17 protein-coding genes and 1 pseudogene are annotated in these 21950 nt (G+C 66.6%); 2 read left to right on the plus strand and 16 right to left on the minus strand.

Annotated elements, in window-relative coordinates; translation table 11 throughout:
- Positions 1 to 247 precede the first annotated feature (247 nt).
- From Y706_RS28270 to Y706_RS0114595, 16 genes and pseudogenes are all read right to left on the minus strand, one after another.
- A pseudogene (locus Y706_RS28270) lies at positions 248 to 1939 on the minus strand (glycogen debranching N-terminal domain-containing protein); the annotation flags it as partial.
- Between the two features lie 112 nt (positions 1940 to 2051).
- Positions 2052 to 3431, minus strand: a complete 1380-nt coding sequence (locus Y706_RS0114520; RefSeq protein ID WP_052355081.1) for an MFS transporter — start codon at positions 3429 to 3431, stop codon at positions 2052 to 2054.
- 895 nt (positions 3432 to 4326) lie between these two features.
- Positions 4327 to 5103: a type 1 glutamine amidotransferase domain-containing protein gene (locus tag Y706_RS0114530; protein WP_028277153.1), complete on the minus strand. Its 777-nt coding sequence runs from the start codon at positions 5101 to 5103 to the stop codon at positions 4327 to 4329.
- A gap of 156 nt (positions 5104 to 5259) precedes the next feature.
- Positions 5260 to 5499, minus strand: coding sequence for a hypothetical protein (locus tag Y706_RS0114535; protein WP_156945156.1), 240 nt, complete (start codon positions 5497 to 5499; stop codon positions 5260 to 5262).
- Between the two features lie 184 nt (positions 5500 to 5683).
- On the minus strand, positions 5684 to 6325 hold the full coding sequence (locus Y706_RS0114540; RefSeq protein ID WP_028277155.1) for a LutC/YkgG family protein: 642 nt from the start codon (positions 6323 to 6325) through the stop codon (positions 5684 to 5686).
- Positions 6322 to 7902, minus strand: coding sequence for a LutB/LldF family L-lactate oxidation iron-sulfur protein (locus Y706_RS25615; RefSeq protein ID WP_043436216.1), 1581 nt, complete (start codon positions 7900 to 7902; stop codon positions 6322 to 6324). Before Y706_RS25615 ends, Y706_RS0114540 begins: the two co-directional genes overlap by 4 nt.
- Positions 7899 to 8702, minus strand: coding sequence for a (Fe-S)-binding protein (locus tag Y706_RS0114550; protein WP_028277156.1), 804 nt, complete (start codon positions 8700 to 8702; stop codon positions 7899 to 7901). The genes Y706_RS25615 and Y706_RS0114550 overlap by 4 nt, the downstream gene beginning before the upstream one ends.
- On the minus strand, positions 8699 to 10279 hold the full coding sequence (locus Y706_RS0114555) for a rhamnulokinase (protein WP_253906800.1): 1581 nt from the start codon (positions 10277 to 10279) through the stop codon (positions 8699 to 8701). The genes Y706_RS0114550 and Y706_RS0114555 overlap by 4 nt, the downstream gene beginning before the upstream one ends.
- 11 nt (positions 10280 to 10290) lie before the next feature.
- Positions 10291 to 12327, minus strand: coding sequence for a bifunctional rhamnulose-1-phosphate aldolase/short-chain dehydrogenase (locus tag Y706_RS0114560; protein WP_028277158.1), 2037 nt, complete (start codon positions 12325 to 12327; stop codon positions 10291 to 10293).
- 3 nt (positions 12328 to 12330) lie between these two features.
- Entirely contained in the window at positions 12331 to 13509 is a 1179-nt protein-coding gene (gene rhaI, locus Y706_RS0114565) for an L-rhamnose isomerase (RefSeq protein ID WP_028277159.1), read from the minus strand.
- Positions 13506 to 13889 carry an L-rhamnose mutarotase gene (locus tag Y706_RS0114570; RefSeq protein ID WP_028277160.1) on the minus strand — a complete coding sequence of 128 codons (384 nt, stop codon included), beginning with the start codon at positions 13887 to 13889 and terminating at the stop codon, positions 13506 to 13508. Before Y706_RS0114570 ends, rhaI begins: the two co-directional genes overlap by 4 nt.
- A complete protein-coding gene (locus Y706_RS0114575) occupies positions 13886 to 15334 on the minus strand; it encodes an L-fucose/L-arabinose isomerase family protein (RefSeq protein ID WP_028277161.1) in 1449 nt (482 codons plus the stop codon). The genes Y706_RS0114570 and Y706_RS0114575 overlap by 4 nt, the downstream gene beginning before the upstream one ends.
- Positions 15335 to 15519: 185 nt before the next feature.
- Entirely contained in the window at positions 15520 to 16587 is a 1068-nt protein-coding gene (gene rhaS, locus Y706_RS0114580; protein WP_084476154.1) for a rhamnose ABC transporter substrate-binding protein, read from the minus strand.
- A 74-nt stretch (positions 16588 to 16661) separates the two neighbouring features.
- Positions 16662 to 17744, minus strand: a complete 1083-nt coding sequence (locus tag Y706_RS0114585; RefSeq protein ID WP_028277163.1) for an ABC transporter permease — start codon at positions 17742 to 17744, stop codon at positions 16662 to 16664.
- Positions 17737 to 18783 carry an ABC transporter permease gene (locus tag Y706_RS0114590; RefSeq protein ID WP_028277164.1) on the minus strand — a complete coding sequence of 349 codons (1047 nt, stop codon included), beginning with the start codon at positions 18781 to 18783 and terminating at the stop codon, positions 17737 to 17739. The genes Y706_RS0114585 and Y706_RS0114590 overlap by 8 nt, the downstream gene beginning before the upstream one ends.
- Entirely contained in the window at positions 18780 to 20324 is a 1545-nt protein-coding gene (locus tag Y706_RS0114595) for a sugar ABC transporter ATP-binding protein (protein WP_028277165.1), read from the minus strand. Before Y706_RS0114595 ends, Y706_RS0114590 begins: the two co-directional genes overlap by 4 nt.
- A 246-nt stretch (positions 20325 to 20570) precedes the next feature.
- Here Y706_RS0114595 and Y706_RS0114600 point away from each other — a divergent pair, with 246 nt between their 5' ends.
- Positions 20571 to 21581 (plus strand): LacI family DNA-binding transcriptional regulator, encoded by a 1011-nt coding sequence (locus Y706_RS0114600; protein WP_028277166.1) that lies wholly within the window; start codon positions 20571 to 20573, stop codon positions 21579 to 21581.
- Positions 21582 to 21593: 12 nt separating this feature from the next.
- Positions 21594 to 21950 (plus strand): SRPBCC family protein (locus tag Y706_RS25620; RefSeq protein ID WP_043436217.1); only part of this gene is annotated, 357 nt, incomplete at its 3' end.

Here is a 21950-nt window from a genome sequence, read left to right on the forward strand (position 1 = left end):
TCCCTGAACACCAGAGAGCTCCCGCCGTGCCGATGACTTTACTAAGGCAGGTTCCCTTATCGGGTAGACCACCTAACGGCGAGGTCCTCACCACCCTCAAGCAGTGGCGCTGACACCGCCTGATCCATGAATGCACCCCGTCATCTACCGGTTCAGCGGGTTTGCTGCTGCACCTCTTCCCCGCTTGGGTGAGCAGGAGGTGGCATGCCGAGGTTGCCGAAGAGGGCTGTCGGGCCTGCTCGTTCCGCTATGCTTCCTTGCGCAGCGTGGCCTGTTCCACCAGTTCGGTCATCCACGGCCGGTGCCCGCGGTGGAGCACCATGCCCTCGGGCTGCCCTTGGACGGAGGTGGTGGAACCGGAAATGTCGATGGTAATCCGGCCGCCGGCCATGGGGGCGTTGGTGATGTGCAGGTCGCCGTAGGCCTCCGGCAGTACCGGGTCCAGCCACAGACCACCCCGGGATACATGCGCGTCGTAGCGCATCAGGCTTGTCACCAGCAGGATCGGCGCGGTCGCGGCCCAGGCCTGCGGCGAACACGCCGTCGGGTACGGCACGGGCTGGCTGAACCGTTCCCGGTCAAAGCCGCAGAACAGCTCGGGCAGCCGGCCGTCCGAGTACTGAGCGGCCTCCAGCAGGGCCGTGGCGATCCGCTGCGCTTCTTCCACGAAACCGTAGCGCACCAGGCCGGCCGCAATAATGGCGTTGTCGTGCGGCCACACCGAGCCGTTATGGTAGCTCGCAGGGTGTAAGCCCCCATGTCGGAAGCCCGGGTGCGAACGCGCCAGCCGGAGAACATCTGCGGGGACATCGACTTCTCGGCTACCAGGGGCGCCTTGTCCTCATCCACGAGACCGAACCAGAGGCAGTGGCCCATATTAGAGGCGCAGGCATCCACCGGGCGCTTATCCTTATCCAACGCGATCGCGTAGTACCCGCGATCGGGCAGCCAGAACTATTCGTTGAACCGTTTTTTCAGCTGCGCCGCCCGGTCGGTGAGCTCGTCGCCGGCGTCGTAGGCCATCCAGGCACGCGCCATGTACGCTGCGTAGACGTAGGCTTGGACCTCGCACAGGGCGATCGGCGATTCCGCCAGGGTGCCGTCCGCGAAGTTGATCCCGTCCCAGGAATCCTTCCACCCCTGGTTGATCAGCCCCCGATCATTCAGGCGGCCATATTCGACGAAGCCATCGCCGTCGCGGTCCCCGTAGTCCCGGCCCCGCGCCCAGATCGTCGTAGCTGCGCTGCAGGGTCAGTTCGATGGAACCGTTGCCCATCTGCAGCACCGGAATCCTCGCCACCCACTCCATCCGGCGCCGGTCCCGCGGAGACATATCTCCCGGTGCCGGATGAACAAACGGTGCAGCCGGGCCGCTTCCGTCCACGGCAGGCATCACGCTCAGCACGGTGCTCCAGTGGCCGTGCGGCGGGACAACTGTGCGATATGTCAGGGCGTCCGCACCGACGTCGGCGGCGCCGCCGGCGTTGAAAATGATGCCCTTGCGAACACCCTTCCACGCAGCGTTGATCTTTAATGAGCCCGCGTCCGGCTGCCGGGTTTCGTCCCAGTGCCGCTGGATGCGCGCCTCCTTGACCTCGAACGTATCGGCAAAATCCGCTTCGACGCTGAGGGAGACCACGCATTCGACAGGATCCAGCGAGTAGTTCCGTACCGTAATCTCCTCCGTGATGCCGACACCCACCTCGCGCAGGCGCTCCACAAGCAGCGGGCTGTCCACATACCCGTTAGAACGGGCAACACGGCCGACAAACAACGCCCGATAGGGTTCCTTCGTTTCCGCCGCCAACGGCTCCAACAGCTGGCCGTTGACGGTCAGGCTCCAGCGGGACAGGATGCGCGTGTCCTGAAAGAAGACCCCATGCGGGAGTTCGGGTTGGATGTCCCCATTCGGCAGCGAGATGCAGAACGAAGAACCTTCCTTTCATCCCCCGGCGGATCTGTGCCATCGCGATCAGCCGCGGCATGGCCAGCGGCTGTCCGGACCTGCACAGGTCCGGACAGCGGCCGACCATTTTACTTGCCTTGGAACCTCAGGCCCCGCGCACCGCTTTTGAGGCCACGGCGCGCGCAGGCTCTGCTGGCACGGCGTCGTCGTGGTACCGGCGCAGAGGCCGTCCTGCGGTCTCAGATATGAGGAAGGTCGCGACGAGGAATGATGCCACGGCGATGGCTGAGACGTAGATCGCCGGGGAGAGCGAGTATCCGGTTCCCGCGACAAGCCACGTTGCCAGGAAGGGTGCGGTACCGCCGAATACCGCGTAGGTGATGTTGTAACACGCGCCTGATGCCGCGAAGCGCACATCGGTCGAGAACATTTCCGACATCAGGACCGAGGTCACCACATTAGCGGTCACGGCACCGAGTCCAATGAGCAGTTGGCTGACAACCGCGGTTGCGAACGTTCCCTGCTCGGCGATCATGTACGCCGGAATGGTGAGAATGGCCAGGAGGCCGGCGGCGGTCTGCATGGTGCGGCGGCGCCCTATGCGATCCGAGACACGGCCCATCACGGGAGCCAGCGCCGTCGCCATGGTCAGCGAAATCAAGCTCGAGAACAGGGCAAGGTGCGCGGGCAGGCCGACCACCTTGATCAGGAAGGTCGACATGTACGTGGAGTAAATGTAAAAGGAGAGCGCCGTGAGCATCACGAACCCGCCCAGGCGCAGCATCGCGGGCCACTGGGTGCGGAAGACGACTCCCAAAGACGGGGCGGGCCGGGCGGCGGAATCATCGATCATCGCCTGGAACTCGGGGGACTCGTGGAGTTTGGCGCGAATGTAGAAGGCGATCAGGCCCATCGGCACTGACAGCAGAAAGAGGATGCGCCAGCCCCAATCGCCCATGGCCTCGGGGGGCAGGATGAAGCTGAGCAGCGCTCCGAGTCCAGCGGCGAGGGCGAACGAGGAGAACGTCGCCGCGGACATGGCGGACGAGTAACGTGCCCTGTGCCTGTCGGGGCTGTGCTCGACGACGTAGATGGTAGCGCCCGCGTATTCCCCGCCGGCGGAAAAGCCCTGTAAACACCGGGCAAGCACCAGCAGGACGGCGGCCCAGATGCCGATCGTCTCGTGGCTTGGAATGAGCCCGATTGCGGCCGTAGACCCGGACATCAGCAGGACAGTCAGCACCAGGATCTTTTTACGTCCAAGACGGTCGCCCAGGCGGCCGAAAAAGATCCCGCCCAAGGGCCGCAGCGCGAACGCGACAGCGAACACAGCGAATGTCTCCAGCAGACCCGTTACCGGATCCGTGGATGAAAAGAAGGTCGCGGCAATGTGGGTTGCCATGTAGCCGTAGATGGCAAAGTCGAACCACTCCACCACCGTCCCCGCAAAAGAGGCCCGCACCACTTTACGCAGACGCTCCGGACTCACCTTCTCCAGGGAATTATCTACAAGATCGCGTTCCATGTTGTCTCCATTCAAGGGATGGTGCCAAGACCGCGAGGTGCTTCACTTTCAGCCTAGCCACTGGGGCAATGAGTCACACATATGATCCAGGTCACCGTTGATCACACAACAACTTATTTCCTGTGATAGCAACAAGTCAAGGTCGTCCCATAATTCTTCCTGCAGACGAGGAGACTTGCGGAGATCCTGCACTTAGGTCAGCAATTCGCCAGTGTTGCCCCCGGCCCTCATGGGAGAGGACTCCCAGGGCCAGTCTCAAGCTTCATTAGCGAACTCCCGCGGAAGGAATCTCCCCGGCCAAGCAACGCAAGGCCTGCAAAAGGGCGCAAAAGACCTCAAGCCGGAACACGGGGGCCGACCGGGTAACGCGCACCGGCAGGGTGCTCCGAAAGCCCTCCTGGCGCGTAACAATGGTCAGCACGGCGACCACATGCCAGTACCTGCGCGACGCCAGGCCGATGTGAATCGCTCCCCTATCGGCCATGGCCGCCAAGTCCGTGGCCACCGCGGCGATTATTGGTACGGGTGCATATCCGATTTCGAACTCTTCGAGCTTTCTGAACAACCGTGTAGGACCGGTCAGATCAAAGTTGTGGCGAACGGCCCCGTGAGCAGCCGGAAGCTTCAAGTCCGGAAGCCTTGTTTCGTGTGCCGAGTTCACGTCCAGTTAGAGAACACCCCATCCTGACGTCAGAAAGGTAGCCCAATGACTGTCAGAGTAGGGCTTGATTCTTCTTTTCTGACAATGGCTCGAGAAACTCTTAGAACGCAACTTGACACTTCCGGCCCGAAGCAGGCCGGGGATGCGTTAGACAGTGTAGCTGCCGGCGCACATACGACAACTGGCGGCCACCCCTTTGCCGGGGTGGCCACCAGTTTCAGTGCGATCTTGGTGTTAGTGCTCCGCTTCTGCGGCAGCCTTCTTGGCGTCTTTCTCGGCGTCCTTCTCGGCGCGCAGAGCCTCCGCGTCGTGCTGTTCCTCGGCTTTTTCCTGGTGGATGACCGCTGCGAAGAGCTTCTCCATCTCCTTGGCCACGCCGGCGGCCGAGGCCGGGTTCTGGCCGGTCACCAGCCGGTCGTCAACCACGACCTTCTCCTCGAAGACGTCAGCGGAGACGTGGGTGGCGCCTTGTTCCTCAAGTCGGTCGGCCAAGAAGAAGGGGATGACCTTGTCCTTCCCTGCGGCAACCTCCTCGTCGTTGGTGAAGGCGGCCACCTTCCGGCCCTCGACGAGGCGAAGCCCGTTCTTCAATTCCACGTTCAGCAGGCCGGCCGGTCCGTGGCAGACCGCGCCCACCAAGCCGCCGGCGTTGTAGACGCTGGCCACCAGATTCTGCAAGCCTTCGCTGTCCGGGAAGTCCCACATCGTGCCGTGGCCGCCCACGAGGAAGACGGCGTCGTACTGGTCGGGATCAACGACGTCGACGCGGGCAGTGTTGTAGAGGCCGGCGCGCGTGGTCTCGTCCTCCGTGAAAGCGACCTGGATGGGATCTTCTGAGTCCACCTCGTCGCGCGGAGCCTGGCCGCCCTGGATGGACGCGAAGTCGACGAAATGCCCGGAATCCTTGAAGACCTTCCAGGGATGTGCAGCCTCGGCCACGTTGTAGCCGGTCTTCTCTCCGGTATCGCCGATCTCGGAAACGCTGGTCAGTACCATGAGGATTTTCTTCATGAATTCTTCCTTTCGTCCAGCTTCCACCCTACGCCCAGCCCAATTCGGGCCCTCCTTACCCGTCTAAGACGATGATCGGCGTATGCGCCTCGAATCGCCCGTACGAGGCCTCCTCGGCCGCAATCTGGGCGCGGTTCCGGGGTGCGGGGCGGGAGCTCAGGGCTCCCCCTCGCGTTGCTCCATCTCCAGGCACGCGTCGTCGTAGGACACCTCGCCGTTCCGGAATGCCTGCTCGAGTTCCTTGGCCCTGCGCCGTGACTGGGCCGTGCTCAGTGTTCCCGTGAGGCCAGCTTCCAGATAGTCGAACCTGGAGTGCGTGGGCTGCTGGTCGCGGGCGTGGTCCCTGGCGGGGACGTGCCGGCGGATTGTCGCGCGGAACCAGGCGCCAGGATGCATTAGGCGATGCGCATAGGCTCTGGGGTCGACTAGGTACATGCTTCCATGGTTCATCTCCCTGCTGAGAAGAACATGAGTTTTCCTCTGAGTGATCGGGGCAAACGACTTTCCGGGGCCGTCGCCGCCACCCAGGAGGGCCCGCTTCCCTCGCGCTGGTAGGGAAGCGGGCCCCGGTCTCCGGCTTCTACCCGCGGACGATCACGACGTCCAGGGTCCGGGGGCCGTGGACGCCTTCGACGCGTTCGAGTTCGATGTCGCTGGTGGCGCTGGGGCCGCTGATCCAGGTCTGCGGGCGGGTGCCGTCGAGCCGGCGGAGGGCCTCCGGCAGGATGGCGGTAATGTCCCCAGCCCGGACAATGCAGATGTGCCGGTCCGGGACGAGGCTGATGACCCGGCGCCCCTGGTCCGGTGCGGCGTCGAGGATGATGGAGCCGGTTTCGGCGACGGCGACGGCGCTACCGGTGACGACGGCGTCGATCCCGTCGAGCTCCTCGACGCTGAGCCGCTGCCCGGGGGCGTCGGTGACGCGGCGGCCGGAGCCGCCGTCGCGAGCGTCCGCCTCCGCGAACAGCGCCTGGTCCAGACCGTGCGGCGCGGCGTAGCGGCCGGTGCCCTCCAGCAGCGCGGCGAGCCGCTGTGGCACCTCGGCGGCTTCCTCGATGAAGACGTTCGCCTTGTAGTCGAGGAGCCGGTCCGTCAGCAGTTCGATGAGCTCTTCCTCGCCCAGCCCGGAGGAGCGCCGGTAGTCGCGGGGCACCTCCGGTACCGCCGGGGCGTCCCGAAGGGCCGACCGGATCCGGTCCAGTATTTCTGCACGCGCGGTCACGGGTTCTCCTCTGTTCCGGCTGATCCTGGGCCGGCGGACTCCGGGCCGGGGGCGTCGGTGCCGGCAGGCGGGGCTGCATCGGGTCCGGCGGCCCGGTGTTCCTTGTTCCACCATTGCCGGAAGGACTGCCCCGGCGGTGCGGGGATGTCCCGGCTCTGGGTCCAGCCGGCGGCGATGCCCGGCAGTTTGGTGATTTTCCGGTCCGGCCCAGCGGCAAGCCGGCCCAGGGGCAACGCCTTCTCCACGAGGCCCAGGTTCTTTCCTGAGGACAGCGCCCAGGAGGCCGCCTTCATGCCGACGTCCATCTGGCTCGGCATCGCCCTCTTCCTGCGGTTCTTGCCGCGTTTGCTGTCCACGTCCTCGCCCCGCAGGTGCACCAGGATGTCCGGGATGTTGATCTTCACCGGGCAGGCGTCGTAGCAGGCGCCGCACAGGGAGGAGGCGTAGGGCAGGGAGTTGTTCTCCTCGGCCGTGATCCCGGTCAGCAGCGGCGACAGGATCGCGCCGATCGGTCCCGGGTAGGTGGATCCGTAGGCGTGCCCGCCGGTGCGTTCGTAGACGGGGCAGACGTTCATGCAGGCGCTGCAACGGATGCAGTGCAGCGCGGAGCGGCCCATTTCGTCGGCCAGGGCGGCGCTGCGCCCGTTGTCCAGCAGGACCAGATGGACGTTCTGCGGCCCGTCGTCGGGCGTGACGCCGGTCCACAGCGAGGTGTAGGGGTTCATCCGCTCGCCGGTGGAGGACCGCGGGAGCAGCTGCATGAACACTTCGAGGTCCTCCCAGCCCGGCAGCAGTTTTTCGACGCCCATGACGGTGATGAGCGTTTCCGGCAGCGTCAGGCACATGCGCCCGTTGCCTTCGGATTCGACGACGGCGAGGGTCCCGGAGTCTGCGAGGGCGAAGTTCGCGCCGGACACGGCCACCTTGGCGCTGAGGAACTTGCGGCGCAGGTGTGCCCGGGCGGCCGCGGCGAGGCGGGCCGGCTCGTTGGTGAGCTCCGGATCCACCCCCTCCATTTCGCGCAGGAAGATGTCCCGGACCTGGCTGCGGTTCTTGTGGATGGCCGGGACCAGGATGTGGCTGGGCTTGTCGTGGTCCAGTTGGACGATGAGCTCGGCGAGGTCGGTCTCGTAAGCCGCGATGCCCTGTTCTTCGAGGTATTCGTTGAGGCCGATTTCCTGCGTGGCCATGGACTTGACCTTGACCACCTCGGTGGCGTCCTGGTCCCGGATGAGGGCGGCGACAATGCTGTTGGCTTCGCCGGCGTCCCGGGCCCAGTGGATGGTCCCGCCGCGGGCGGTGAAGTTCGCCTCGAACTCTTCGAGCAGCTCCGGCAGGCGGGCCATGACGGATTCCTTGATCGCCCGGCCCGCCTCGCGCAGCTCCTCCCAGTCGGGGAGTTCGGACACGACGGCCAGCCGCTTGTCCCGGATGGTCCGGGTGGCATGGCCAAGATTGGCCCGCAGCTGGGGGTTGCTGAGCTCGCGGCGGGCGGCTTTCGGGAAGGGCTCGTGTTCGTGCAGGTTGCCGATGCCGAAGACCGGCAGGGACGGCATCCCCAGGAATGTGCCGCTCATCGTGCGGTCCTTCCGGTGGTGAGGCGGACGTCGCCGGAGACGGCGGCGGGATTCTCGAGGGTGCTGGCCAGGATCTCGGCGAAGTGCATCGTGGTGACGCCGCTGCCCTGCCGGGACAGTCCGCCGCCTATGTGCATCAGGCAGGATGCGTCGCCTCCGGCGCAAAGGTCGGCTCCCGTGCCGCAGATGTTGGCGGTCTTGTCCGCCAGCATCGCCGAGGACACGTCCGCGTTCTTCATCGAGAAGGTGCCGCCGAAGCCGCAGCACTGGTCCGCCTCGGGCAGTTCGGCCACTTCGATGCCGCCGACCGAGCGCAGCAGGTCCAGTTGGCGGTCGCCGAGCCGGAGCAGACGCATGCCGTGGCAGCTGGGGTGGTAGGCGATCCGGTGCGGGAAGTACGAGCCCAGCTGCGCCGCTGCGTCGGTGACGCCCAGGACATCCACCAGGAGCTGGGAGAGCTCGTAGGTTTTGGCTCCGACGGCGGCGGCCCGGGCTTCCAGCCCGGCGTCCCCGCAGCGGCGGGCGACCATGGGGTGCTGGTGCTTCACGGAGGCGACGCAGGAGCCGGACGGTGCGACGGCGACGTCGTACTCATCGTCTTCGAAGGCCTTCACATGGTTGGCGACGACGGGCAGCGCTTCCTTGAGGTAGCCGCTGTTGACGTGCATCTGCCCGCAGCAGGCCTGGCCGGCCGGAAAGATAACCTCGTGGCCGAGGCGTTCCAGGATGGACACCGTGGCGCGGGCCGTGGCCGGATACATGGCGTCAACGATGCATGTGGCGAAAAGCGCGATCCTCACTGGGCACCTCCGCTGGGGACGACGCTCTGGTGTGCGGCCCGGACTGAGGGCATGTACTCCGCCGGGTGCTGGGAGGCACGGACCACGGCGCGCAGCTCCCCCAGCCCGCCGCTGAGCACGCCGGCGGCGCGGGCCTGGACCAGGACGTTGCCCAGGGCCGTGGCTTCCACGGGTCCGGCGATCACGCGTTTGCCGGTGGCGTCGGCGGTGAGCTGGCACAGGAGCCGGTTCTGGGATCCGCCGCCCACAATGTGCACGACGCCGGCCCGGACGTCCGCGAGCCGTTCGGCGTCGGCGATGGTCCGGGCGTAGCCGGCGGCGAGGCTGTCCAGGATGCACCGCACGATGTGCGCGGGATGCTCCGGCAAGACAGCGCCGGTGTTCCGGACCGCGGCCCGGATCCGTTCGGGCATGTTGTCCGGGGCGATGAAATAGGGGTCGTCGGCGTTGATGACCGGGCCGCCGGGCGGAAGAGTCGCGGCCGCGTCGAGCAGTTCCTCGAGGCCCGGCCGGTAGCCTTCGGCGGCCCAGGTGCGCTGGCATTCGCTGAGCAGCCAGAGGCCGCCGACGTTGCGCAGGTAGCGGATGGTGCCATCCACACCGCGTTCGTTGGTGAAGTTCGCGGTCCGGCTGGCCTCGGTCAGGACCGGGTGGGACAGTTCGACGCCGACCAGGGACCACGTGCCGGAGGAGACGTAGGCGAAATTCTCGTAAGCACCTCCGGCGCCAGCACCTCCGGCGTCCGCCGGGACGGCGGCGACGGCCGAGGCGGTGTCGTGCGAGCCGACAGCTACCACCGCGGTGGTTTCGGGAAGTCCCAGGCGTGCCGCGATGTCCTTGGTGAGGGTGCCGACGGTCTCGCCGGGCTGGATCAGCGGCGGGAACAGGTTCGTGGGGAGGTCCAGGGCGGTGAGGAACTCCGTGGCCCACTCCCCCGCGACGGCGTCGAAGAGCCCGGTGGTGGAGGCGTTGGTGGCCTCTGTGCGGCGCTGGCCGGTGAGCAGGAACCCGATGAGGTCCGGAATGAGCAGCGCCTGCAGCCCCTCCAGCGCCGGCTCCGTGGCGAGCTGGTAGATCGTGTTGAACGGCAGGAACTGCAGCCCGGTGGTGGCGTAGAGCCGGGCCGGATCGAGTTTTTCGTGGACCCGGGAGATGGCGGCACGGGACCGGTCGTCGCGGTAGCTGAACGGCGCCGCGACCAGGTCACCGGCGTCGTTGACCAGCCCGTAGTCCACGGCCCAGGTGTCGATCCCGATGCTGGCGATGCTCTCGCCGCGGGCCGCTGCCGCCGTGGCGGCGGCCGCGAGCCCGGCGAGGACCTCGGCGAACAGCGCGTCGAAGTCCCAGCGGAGGCCGCCGTCGAGCTCCTTGACCCCGTTGGGGAACCGGTGCACGGTCTCCAGCTCGGCCCTCGCCCCACCGGGACTGCCCGCGACCCGGCCCAGGATGACCCGGCCCGAGGACGCACCGATGTCGATTGCGGCAAAAGCACTGCCGGCAACGACATTCCCGGCGAACGGGCCGCCGCTGGGTGCGGTATCCGCTGGTGGCGCAGTGTTCAGCGCAGGAAGGTTCATCCTAGGAAGGCTCATCGCAGGAAGGCCGCGGCCACGCCGGCGTCCACGGGGATGTGGAGCCCCGTGGTGTGGGAGAGCTCGCTGCCGGTGAGCACGGCGGCGGCGTTGGCCACGTTTTCGGGCAGCACTTCGCGCTTGAGCAGGGTGCGCTGGGCGTAGTACTTGCCCAGTTCCTCTTCCTGAACGCCGTAGACGGCGGCGCGCTTGGCGCCCCAGCCGCCGGCGAAGATCCCGGAGCCGCGGACCACGCCGTCGGGGTTGATGCCGTTGACCCGGATCCCGTACTCGCCCAGTTCCGCGGCGAGGAGCCTGACCTGGTGGGCCTGGTCTGCCTTGGTGGCGGAGTAGGCGATGTTGTTCGGGCCGGCGAACACGGAGTTCTTGGAGGAGATGTAGATGATGTCCCCGCCCATCTCCTGGCCGATCATCACCTGCGCGGCCGCCTTGGCCACCAGGAACGAGCCCTTGGCCATGACGTTGTGCTGGAGGTCCCAGTCCTTTTCTGTGGTTTCCAGCAGCGGCTTGGAGATGGAGAGCCCGGCGTTGTTGACCACCAGGTCCAGTCCGCCGAAGGCCAGGACGGCTTCCTGGATGGCGGCGGCGATCTGGGCTTCGTCGGTGACGTCGGCCTGGACCCCGATCGCGACGTCGGCGCCGCCGAGTTCGGCGGCCACGGCCCGGGCGTTGTCCAGGTTCAGGTCCGCGATGACCACGCACGCGCCGTCGGCGGCGAAGCGGGTGGCGATCGCCTTGCCGATGCCCGACGCCGCCCCGGTCACCAGGGCGATCCGGCCTGCATGGGATTTCGGCTTGGGCATCCGGGCCAGTTTGGCCTCTTCCAGGGCCCAGTATTCGATCCGGAACTTCTCGGCTTCCTCGATCGGGGCATAGGTGGAGACGGCTTCGGCGCCGCGCATGACGTTGATGGCGTTGAGGTAGAACTCCCCGGCCACCCGGGCGGTCTGCTTGTTGGCGCCGAAGGAGAACATGCCCACGCCGGGCACCAGCACAATCGCCGGGTCCGCGCCGCGCAGGGCGGGGCTGTCCGGGGTTGCGTGCCGGTCGTAGTACCCCTGGTAGTCCTCGCGGTAGGCGGCGTGGAGTTCCTTCAGCCGGGCCACGGAGTCCTCGACCGGGGCGTCGGCGGGCAGGTCCAGGACCAGCGGCTTGACCTTGGTGCGCAGGAAGTGGTCCGGGCAGGACGTGCCCAGGGCCCCGAGCCGCGGGTGTTCGGCGCTTTCCAGGAACGCCAGGACGGCGGGGTCGTCGCTGAAGTGCCCGAGCTGCGGCTTGTCGGTGGAGGCGAGTCCGCGGATCACGGGTGCCAGGGCGGCGGCCTTCGCGCGGCGCTCGGTTTCCGGGAGGGCGGCGTAGCCGTCCAGCTTGGGACCGAACGGTTCGTTCTTGCCGTGGTCCTTGATGTACTGCTCGGCCTGTTCGATGATCCACAGCGAGTTGGCTTCGGCTTCGTCGCTGGTGGCGCCCCAGGCGGTGATGCCGTGGCCGCCCAGGATGGTGCCGACCGCGTGCGGGTTCGCGTCCTTGATCGCGGCGATGTCCAGGCCGAGCTGGAAGCCGGGGCGCCGCCACGGCACCCACGCCACCTTCTCGCCGAAGATCTCCTTGGTCAGGGCCTCGCCGTCGGCGGCCGTGGCAATGGCGATCCCGGAGTCCGGGTGCAGGTGGTCCACGTGGGCGGCATCGACCAGGCCATGCATGGCGGTATCGATCGACGGCGCGGCGCCGCCCTTGCCGTGCAGGCAGTAATCGAACGCGGCGACCATTTCGTCTTCACGCTCGACGCCGGGGTACACGTTCTTGAGCGCCTGCAGCCGGTCCAGCCGCAGCACGGCAAGACCCTCGGCCTTCAGCGTGCCCAGATCCCCGCCGGAGCCCTTGACCCACAGGAGCTCGACGTCGTCGCCGGTCACGGGGTCCTTTTCGGTGCCCTTGGCGGAGGTGTTGCCGCCGGCGAAGTTGGTGTTCCGCTTGTCCGCGCCGAGGCGGTTGGAACGGGAGATCAGTTCTTCAACAGTCTTATTGGTCATTATTTAAGCGCCCCATCCGGCCTGGTGGCCGCCGACGCGGTCCTCGTTGATCTTCTTCTGGTAACCGCTGGCCTTGAAGGCGGCCATCGGGTCCGCGGGCAGGCCGCGGGATTCACGCCACTGCGCCAGCGCGGGGCGGACATCGGTGTAAAAGGCATCGTTGAAGATGCCGTTGGCGGCCAGGACGTCGCCGCTGCGCTGGGCCTCGGCCAGCGCGTCGGTGTCGATCAGCAGGGCGCGGGCGGTCATTTCCTGGACATTGAGCACAGACCGGATCTGGCCCGGGATCTTTTCCTCCAGGTTGTGGCACTGGTCCAGCATCAGGGCGACGGCTGAATTCTCTCCTGCGGACTTGCCGAACCCGCCGCCGCGGATGACCTCGTGCATGATCCGGAAGAGCTGGAAGGGATCCGCCGCACCGACGATCAGGTCATCGTCCGCGTAGAAGCGGGAGTTGAAGTCGAAGGAGCCGAGCTTGCCCAGGCGCAGCAGCTGCATGACGATGAACTCGATGTTGGTGCCGGGGGCGTGGTGGCCGGTGTCGAGGCAGACAAAGGCTTTCTCGCCCAGGGCCAGGGTCTGGGCGTAGGAGGTACCCCAGTCCGGAACATCGGTGTGATAGAAAGCCGGCTCGAAGAACTTGTACTCCAGTACCAGGCGCTGCTCGCCGCCCAGGGCCGCGTAGATTTCCTGCAGCGACTCGGCCAGGCGGTCCTGCCGGCCGCGCATGTCGTCCTGGCCCGGGTAGTTGGTGCCGTCCGCGAGCCAGATCTTCAGATCCCGCGAGCCCGTGGCGTTCATGATCTCCAGGCACTCGAGGTGGTGGTCGATCGCTCGGCGGCGGACCGCAGGGTTCGAGGAGGTCAGGGAACCAAACTTGTACTCGTCGTCCTGGAAGGTGTTGGAGTTAATGGTGCCGAGTCCCACGCCGAGCTCCGCCGCGAACTCCTTCAGGGCCGCGTAATCATCCACCTTGTCCCAGGGGATGTGCAGCGCCACGGTGGGCGCGAGTCCGGTGAGTTCGTGGACCTTCGCGGCATCGGCCAGCTTCTCGTGGACCGTGCGCGGGGTGCCGGGCGTGCCGAACACCTTGAAGCGGGTGCCGGAGTTGCCGTAGGCCCAGGACGGGACCTCGATGGCGAGTTCCCCGAGGCGGCCCAGGGCCGTTTCTGTGGTGTTCATGGTTGTTCCTTCTGCGGTTGGTGGTTGTCCCCGGCGGCATTGGCCGCGGACAACTGGTCCTCGAGATTGAAGATTTCGGTGAGCTGGAGGAAGCCTTGGTCGGGCGCTCCGGCGAGGTCGTCGAAGAAGCCGGCCATCTCGGCCTGCCAGTGGGCGTTGACGTCAGTGGCTGCCATCCGGGCCTGGGCTTCGGTCAGGCTGTCCGTTTCGAAGTAGCCGATCAGTAGCCCGTCGGGTCGGAGGAAGAGTGAGTAGTTGTTCCAGCCCGAGGCCTTCAGGGCCCGGAGCATCTCCGGCCAGACGGCCGCGTGCCGGCGGGTGTATTCCCCGATCAGCGCGGGCTTGACCTGAAGCTGGAAGCAGACGCGTTCCGTGCTCATGAGAGCACCACGTGGCGGTGTTCGATACCCAGCAGGGATGCGGCGGCCTTGATGTCGGCGGCGCGGTGGCCGACGCACAGGGCCCAGTGGTGGCCGATTCCGGTCTGGCTCCAGACGTCCACCCAGAGCCCGGGGTCCCCGCCGAAGTCCACCCGGGAGGTCGTGTTGCCGATCTGCAGGAGCGGGCCGGGAACCACCTCGCCCTCGGAGGTGACGAACACGTAGCTTCCGTCCGGGTCCTGGCCGAGGCCGAAGGTGGTGACGGGGCCGCGGCGAACGTCGAATTCGACCGAGACGCCCCAGCCGCGTTTGCCGTGGTAGATGCCGAGTCCGCGCAGGAGCGGGTCCTGGGCGGACACGGCCAGGTGGGCCGGGCCGTCGTGTCCCATTTCGACCACGTTGTCGAGGAAGTTCAGGGCCTGGATCTCGGTAAATGATCCCCCGGCGCCGATCGCCTGGGCCGCCAGCATGGCGATGGAGGTCCGCAGCTCGAACTCGCCGGCCATCGGGATGCCCCGGGCCGTCAGGATGGAGGAGCCCAGAATCATCCCGGCGCCGAGCCGTTCGTGCTGTTCGCCGGCCAGTCCGCGGTGATAGTAGGCCACGGAGTCCAGGTCAAAGTCCTCCACAAGGCGGTCCAGGCCGACGGACACCTTCGCGCCCCATGCGAAGTCGTCGTCGTTCACGGAGTCATCCACAACGAAGAGTTCGCGGGCGAGCCCGAGCCGTTCGGTCACCTCCGCCTCCGTGACGGCGTTGACCCGTTCGCGGAGGTCATCGAATTCGAGCACCTCCACGTGGGAGCCGAAGGTGGTGGACACGGTGGTGAGGTCGGTGGCGACATCGAGCATGCCCGGATAGAGGTGGCCCATGAGTCCGTGCCGGGCATTGCGGAGCCGGGCGCGGACGCCGGCGGCGTGGACCCACGCGGTGATCCGCTCCCAAGCGGACTCCTGCTTGAGGTGCCCCGAGACTGAGCGGAAGTCGATTCCGGCCCGGCGGAAGACGTTGGCGACCTCCGGCACCGGGCACTGGCCGCAGTAGGCCAGCCACTTGCCGGTGTCAAAGTTGGCGTGGTCCATCGCTTCGGTTGGCTGCAGGTCGATCACCAGGACGGGGGTTTTCGCGCGCTGGGCGATGGGCAGGACCATGGAGGACGTCAGGTACGTGGTGAGGAAGATGACGATGAGGTCGCAGTCGGCGACGCGGAGTTTTTCGCCTGCCGCGGCGGCTTCCTGCGCGTCGGAGATGAAGCCGGTGTCGATGACGTCGGCGTCGAGTTCCTGGAAGCGGCCGGTGACGTAGCGGACGGACTCCCGCAGCTGCGGCAGCAGCTCCGGAAACTGGGGCCAGTAGGCGCCGAGGCCGCCGGAGACCAGCCCGATGCGGGTGGGGCGGCGCCGATGCGGTTGCAGCAGCCGGTCTGCCGGTTGTTTCTGGTTCATGTGGGGGCCTTCCGGCATGAAAAAGGGGAACTGGGGCTCCGGAACGTGGTTTCCGGGCACGGCTGTGGAGCAGGCGCCGTGGGCCCGGTGCTGTGGCACCGGTGAAGCGGAACGGAGTGAAGTGGTGAGGTGCCGGGCGGGCTGTCGGCGGCCCGCCCGGCCGCTCGGGATGGGTCAGGTAAGGATTAGAAGTTGTACTTGTCGATGTTCTCGGCGTTGAAGACCGTCGGCGGGCCGACGATCACCAGGCCGCCCTTTTCGACCTTGCGTTCGCCCAGTTCGCCGGCGGTGAAGGTGTCCCCTTCGGCGCCGGTGATCTTGCCGTCCTTGAGGGCCTTGCCGGCGAACGCCGCAACGTAGCCGAGCTGTGCCGGATCCCAGAGGGCGAACTCCTTGACGGTGCCGTCCTTCACGAAGGGCCGCATTTCATTCGGCAGTCCGAGCCCGGTGAGGGCAACCTTGCCCTTGTAGGCGGACGTTGAGAGGTACCGGGCGGTAGCGGCGATGCCCACGGTGGTGGGCGAGATGATGCCCTTCAGGTTCGGGTGGGCCTGCATGAGGCCCTGGGCTTCTTGGAAGGACTTGGTGTCGTTGTCATCGCCGTAGACCTTGGCCACAAGCTTGATGTCCTTGTACGCGGGGTTGGAGGCGAGCTCCTCCTCCATGTACTTAATCCACTCGTTCTGGTTGGTGGCGTTGGCGGTGGCGGACAGGATGGCGATCTCGCCGCTGCCGCCGATCTGCTCGGAAATCAGCTTGGTCTGGATCAAGGCAACGTCCTTGGCGACGACCTGGCTGATGAAGATGTCGCGGCAGTCGGGATTGGTATCCGAGTCGAACGCGACGATCTTGGCGCCGGCGGAACGGGCTTCGCCGAGGGCCGTGCAGACGGCGTCGGGGTCATTGGCGGCAATCGCGATGACGTTCGTGCCGGCCTGAGTCTCGGCGTTGATGAACGAAACCTGGCTGGAGGCGGAGGCTTCCAGCGGTCCGACGACCTGCGAGGAAGCGAATCCTGCCTCGGTGGCGCCCTTCTTGCCGCCGCCCAGAACAACGTCCGTGTACGGGTTGTTCAGCTGCTTGGGGATGAAGGTGATCTTCTGGTCCCCGCCGCCTGCCGAGGGGCTGCTGGTATCGGTCGAGGATGCAGAGCCGCTGTTGCAGGCTGTCAGCGCCAGTGCGGCCACGGCGGTGATGGCCACCATGCTTCCCAGTCGGCCGGTCCGGCCCTTGTTCTTGCGGTTCAACATCATTGTTCTTCCCTTTTCCTTCGTGCGGTCGGTACAGCCGGTCCCAGGCGGGCGCGGTTTGTTGTGGTGTGCAGATTTCAGGTGGCCTTGCGGGTGAAACTTCGGCGGACGCGGCGGGTGTGCCGCCATTGCCTGATGGCGGAGCCGATGCTCGGCGCCACCACTGAGAGGATCAGCAGCAGTCCGGTCACCGTGATGAGGACGACGTCGGACACCCGGGCCAGGCGGAGGGCGTAGTTGAGCGTGCCGATCAGCAGGACGCCGGCGATGACGCCGGGGATGGAGCCCTTGCCGCCGAAGATCGACACGCCGCCGAGCAGGACGGCGGCGATGACGGCCAGTTCCAGGCCGGAGGCGTTGTCGCTGCGGGCGCTTGTGTAGCGCAGCGTCCAGTAGATGCCGGCGAGAGCCGAAACGGCGCCGGACCCGACGTAGAGCCAGAACTTGCTGCGGGCGACGTTGATCCCGACGAAGCTGGCGGCTTCCTTGCTGTAGCCCATCGCATAGAGGCCGCGTCCGAACGGTGTGAAGTGCAGCAGCACGCCGAAGAAGACCATCACCACGACGACGCCGATCATCACCGTGGGGATGCCGGTGCCGCCGATTTTGGAGGTGAAGAAGGCGGTCAGCGCCTTGGGGAAGTTGGCCACGGCGTTGTCGCCGATGATGACCAGGGCCAGGCCGCGGAACAACGCCAGGGTGCCGATGGTGACCGCCAGGGAGGGCAGTCCGAGGACCGCGATCAGGAAGCCGTTGAACATGCCGGCGGCAATTCCTGCCAGCAGGCTGATTGCCAGGGCCAGCCAGATGTCCGTCCCGCCGGCCCAGAGGACGCCCATCAGGGCGCTGGTCAGGCCGGCGGTGCTGGCCACGGACAAGTCGATTTCGCCCGTGATGATGATCAGTGTCATCGGCATGGCAATCAGCAGGACCGGGATGACGTCCAGGAGCAGGAAGCCGGTGGTGACCGGCGAGGCGAAGCGCGGGATGGCGATGGCGGCGTAGATCAGGAAAGCAACCAGGGCGTAGATGGTGACCGCGTCACGGCCCATCAGGATCCGCGCGGCGCCGGTCCGGCCCTTCGGTTCACTGGCCAGCGGCTTGGTGTTGTCAGCCACGGGAGCCGGCGCCGTGCTGGTGGTGGACGTGGTTTCAGACATTGCGAGCCTCGCTAATCCGCAGTTTCTTGGCTGTGCGCAGGCTGGCCACGCGGTCGATGATGATGGCGGTGAGGATCAGCACGCCGACGATCGCCTGCTGCCAGAATTTGTCCACCCGCAGGGCGGTCAGGGAGCTGGTGATGGTGGTCAGGAGGACGGCGCCGAGCGCGGCCCCGGTCACCGATCCGCTGCCGCCGAAGATGGCCACACCACCGACGACGGCGGCCGCCACCACGGTCAGTTCCATCCCGGTGCCGGTGGTGGCGCCGACGGAGTTGAAGCGGCTGGCGTAGAGCACCCCGGCCAGGCCGGCGAGCGCGCCGTTGGCCAGGAACGCGAGGAACACGCGCTTGGAGACCTTGATGCCGAAGGCGGTGGCCGCGTCCGGGTCCGAGCCGATGGCGTACAGGTCACGGCCCGGGCGGGTGCCGGACATGTAGATGGCGACGGCGATCACGACGACGATGGCCAGCAGCGTGATGACGGGGAACCCCAGAAAGGTGTTCACCGAGAGGGCGCCGAACTCCTCCGGACGGTCGCCGGCGAAGTACTGCTTGCCGCCGGCCCAGGCGTTGTTCAGGCCGCGGTACACGTAGAGCGTCCCGAGGGTGATGACCAGGGCGGGCACTTTGGCCAGGGTGACCAGGGCGCCGTTGACGGCGCCCAGCAGCGCCCCGAAGGCCATGCCGATCACAAAGACTGCGATGATCGGCACGTCGGGCATGGCCGAGAAGAGTGAGCCGGTGCCGAAGGCGACCAGCCCCAGCATGGAGCCGACGGAAAGGTCGATGTTTCTGGTGATGATCAGCAGGGTCTGCCCCACCGCCAGAATCATGATGATCGTGGCGTTGAGCAGCAGGTCCTTCACGCCCTGCGCGGTGAGGAACAGCGGGTTGATCAGGTAGGTGATGAGTACCAGCAGTGCCAGTGCGATCAGCACGGGGAGTTCGCGCATCCGCAGCAGCGAGGCGAGGGCGCCCCGGGCGCCGGCGTCGGGTGCCGGCGTCGTTGCGTTCTTGTGGTCCAGAGCTGAGCTCACAGGGTTCCTCCTGCGGAAGACGTGGCGGCGTGCATGACCGATTCGGGGTTCGCATCGGCACGGTCGAGTTCGGCGGTGATCCGGCCTTCGCGCATGACCAGGACGCGGTCCGCCATGCCCAGGACCTCGGGCAGTTCGGAGGAGATCATCAGGATCGCGATCCCGCGCCCGGCGAGGTCCGAAATGAGCCGGTGGACCTCGCTCTTGGTGCCGACGTCGATGCCGCGGGTGGGCTCGTCGATGATCAGCAGCCGCGGGTCCGTGGCCAGCCACTTGGCGAGCACCACCTTTTGCTGGTTGCCGCCGGAGAGCGTGGAGACGGCGTACTCCTGCGAGCCGGTCTTGACCTGGAGCCGTTTGCTCCATTCCTGGGCCGCGCGCCGCTCGGCGCCCCCGTTGATCAGGCCCGCCGTCGTGTACTTGTTGCGCAGCGTGAGCGTGACGTTCCTGGCCACGGACAGGTCCATCACGAGGCCCTGTTTGCGGCGGTCCTCCGGCACGAAGCCCATGCCGGCGGTGATGGCCACCTGGGGATTCCGCGGCCTGAGCTTGCGTCCGTCGAAGGTGATATCGCCGGCGTCGTAGGGGTCGATGCCGAATACGGCACGGGCCACCTCGGTGCGGCCGGCGCCGACGAGGCCGGCCAAGGCAACGATTTCCCCGGCGCGGACCTCGAAGCTGATATCGCGGAACACCCCGGCGCGGCTGAGGCCGTCCACTTTCAGGACCACGTCGCCGATCTCGGCAGCGGTCTTGGGGAACAGGGCGCCAATGTCGCGGCCCACCATCTCGCGAACGATCTGCTCAACGGTGACGTCTGCCGTGCGGTGGGTGGAGATATATCGCCCGTCCCGCATCACGGTGATGCGGTCGCACAGGTCAAAGACCTCGTCGAAACGGTGCGAAATGAAGAGGATGCCGGTCCCGCGGTCCCGGAGGCTCCGGGCCACGGCGAACAGCCGTTCCACCTCGACGCCACTGAGGGCTGCCGTGGGCTCGTCCATTACCAGGACTTTGGCGTCCAGCGAAATGGCCTTGGCGATTTCAATGATTTGCTGGTCCGCGATGGACAGGCCTTCGGCGATGCGGGTCGGGTCGATCGGAACGCCAAGGCGCTCGAACAGCTTGCGCGCCTCCCTGACCATGGTCGCTTTGCTGATGAGCCCGAAGCGGCCCTTGGGCTGGCGGCCGATGAAAATGTTCTCCGCGACGCTCAGGTCCGGGAAGAGCGTGGGTTCCTGGTAGATGACCGAGATTCCGGCGTCCTTGCTCTCGGCAACATTGCGGAACTGGACGCTCTGGCCTGCCACCTGGAAGTCGCCGGAATCGGGGTGGTGCAGGCCTGCGAGGATTTTCACCAGCGTGGACTTGCCGGCGCCGTTCTCGCCGACGAGTGCGTGGATTTCGCCAGCCTCGATGTGGATGGTGCCGTCGGCCAGGGCGACCACCGGGCCGAAGGTCTTGGCTGCGTGGGAGAGCGTGAGAACCGGAACTTGCTCCCCCTCAGCGGGGCCGGACCGGGAACTGTGTGTCTGCTGCATAAAATTGACCGCACCTTTGGGGCTTAGTGAACACTGCAATGAATCGTTTCATAACGAGTTGTGATTTGAATCATAAGGTCTTCAAATCAACACGTCAACTGACGCCAGGCATTCGTGACGCGGCTTTTGATTCGTTTCAATGAAAGGGTTCAAAGTGGACCCTGGACGGGTATCCTGAAGTGACTATTTTGCGTATGCGCCGCCTGGCCCCAGGGGCTGCGGCGTCCACCTTCAGGAGCACAGGAAATGGTTTCAGCGAGCGTCAAGGACGTCGCGGCACTGGCCGGCGTCTCGGTGGGGACGGTCTCCAATGTGCTGAACCGGCCGCAGAAGGTTTCCGCGGAAGTTACCCTGAGGGTCCAGTCCGCCATCGACAAGCTCGGCTTCGTCCGGAACGACGCCGCGCGCCAGTTGCGCGCGGGCATGAGCCACAGCATCGGCCTGGTGGTCCTGGACGCTGCCAACCCCTTCTTCTCGGATCTGGCCCGGGGCGCGGAGGACCGCGCCGCCGCGGAGAACTTCACCGTCCTCGTCGGCAACAGCAACGAGGACGAGGGCCGGGAATCCGCGTATCTGGACCTTTTTGAGCAGCAGCGCGTGCGGGGCGTGCTGCTGTCCCCGGTAGGAAATGTGATTCCCCGGTTGGAGCAGCTCCGGCGCCGGGGCATCCCTACAGTGCTCGTGGACCGGCAGACAGAGAACACGAGTTTCTCCTCGGTGGCCGTGGACGACCTGGCCGGCGGGGAGATGGCTGCGGCCCACCTGTTGTCGCTGGGCAGGCGGCGGATCGCGTTTATCGGCGGCCCGGCAAGTATCCGGCAGGTGGCGGACCGTTTGGCAGGGGCGCGGAAGGCCATCGACGCCGTTGCGGGTGCAACGCTCGAGGTCATCGCCACGGAATCCCTGACCGTGCTTTCGGGCAGGGCGGCCGGCGAGTCCATCCGGTCCCGGCCCGAAGCCGAACGCCCGGACGCGATCTTTGCAGCCAACGACCTGCTTGCGGTGGGTGCCCTGCAGGGCCTGATGCTCATGGGCGGCGTCAAGGTGCCGCAGGAGATAGCCCTGATCGGCTACGACGACATAGAGTTCGCCGCCGCCGCCGTCGTGCCGCTGTCCTCCATCCGGCAGCCCAGCGCCCTCATCGGCTCCACCGCACTGGAACTGTTGCTCCGGGAGGCGGCATCGGAGGACGGCTTTGCACCCACCCAGGTGGTCTTTCCGCCCGAATTGATAGTGAGGGCATCCACGCAGGGCTGAAAGGAGGCCCCGATGGGCAGCACAGATTATGAGTTCCGGACCGTCTGGCGCGTGGCGGGCACGCCGGAGGAGGTCGCGGCCGTCCTGGGCGACGCCACGGCCATGCCCCGCTGGTGGCCTTCCGTCTATCTCAGCGTCGAGCCCGTGGCCGGCGGACCGGAGCCCGGCATTCAGCGCCCCACGCGCCTGTACACGAAGGGCTGGCTGCCCTATACGCTCCGCTGGACCCTCACGGTTACGGAGCCCGTCACGGCCCGCGGCTTCGCCCTCACCGCGGCAGGCGATCTGAACGGCACCGGCCGCTGGACCTTTGAGCCGGACGGGCCGGAAACGGTCATCACCTACGACTGGCGCGTCAGCGCCGCCAAG

The sequence above is a fragment of the Arthrobacter sp. I3 genome, assembly GCF_000520575.1.
In the GTDB taxonomy this organism is placed as follows: domain Bacteria; phylum Actinomycetota; class Actinomycetes; order Actinomycetales; family Micrococcaceae; genus Arthrobacter; species Arthrobacter humicola_A.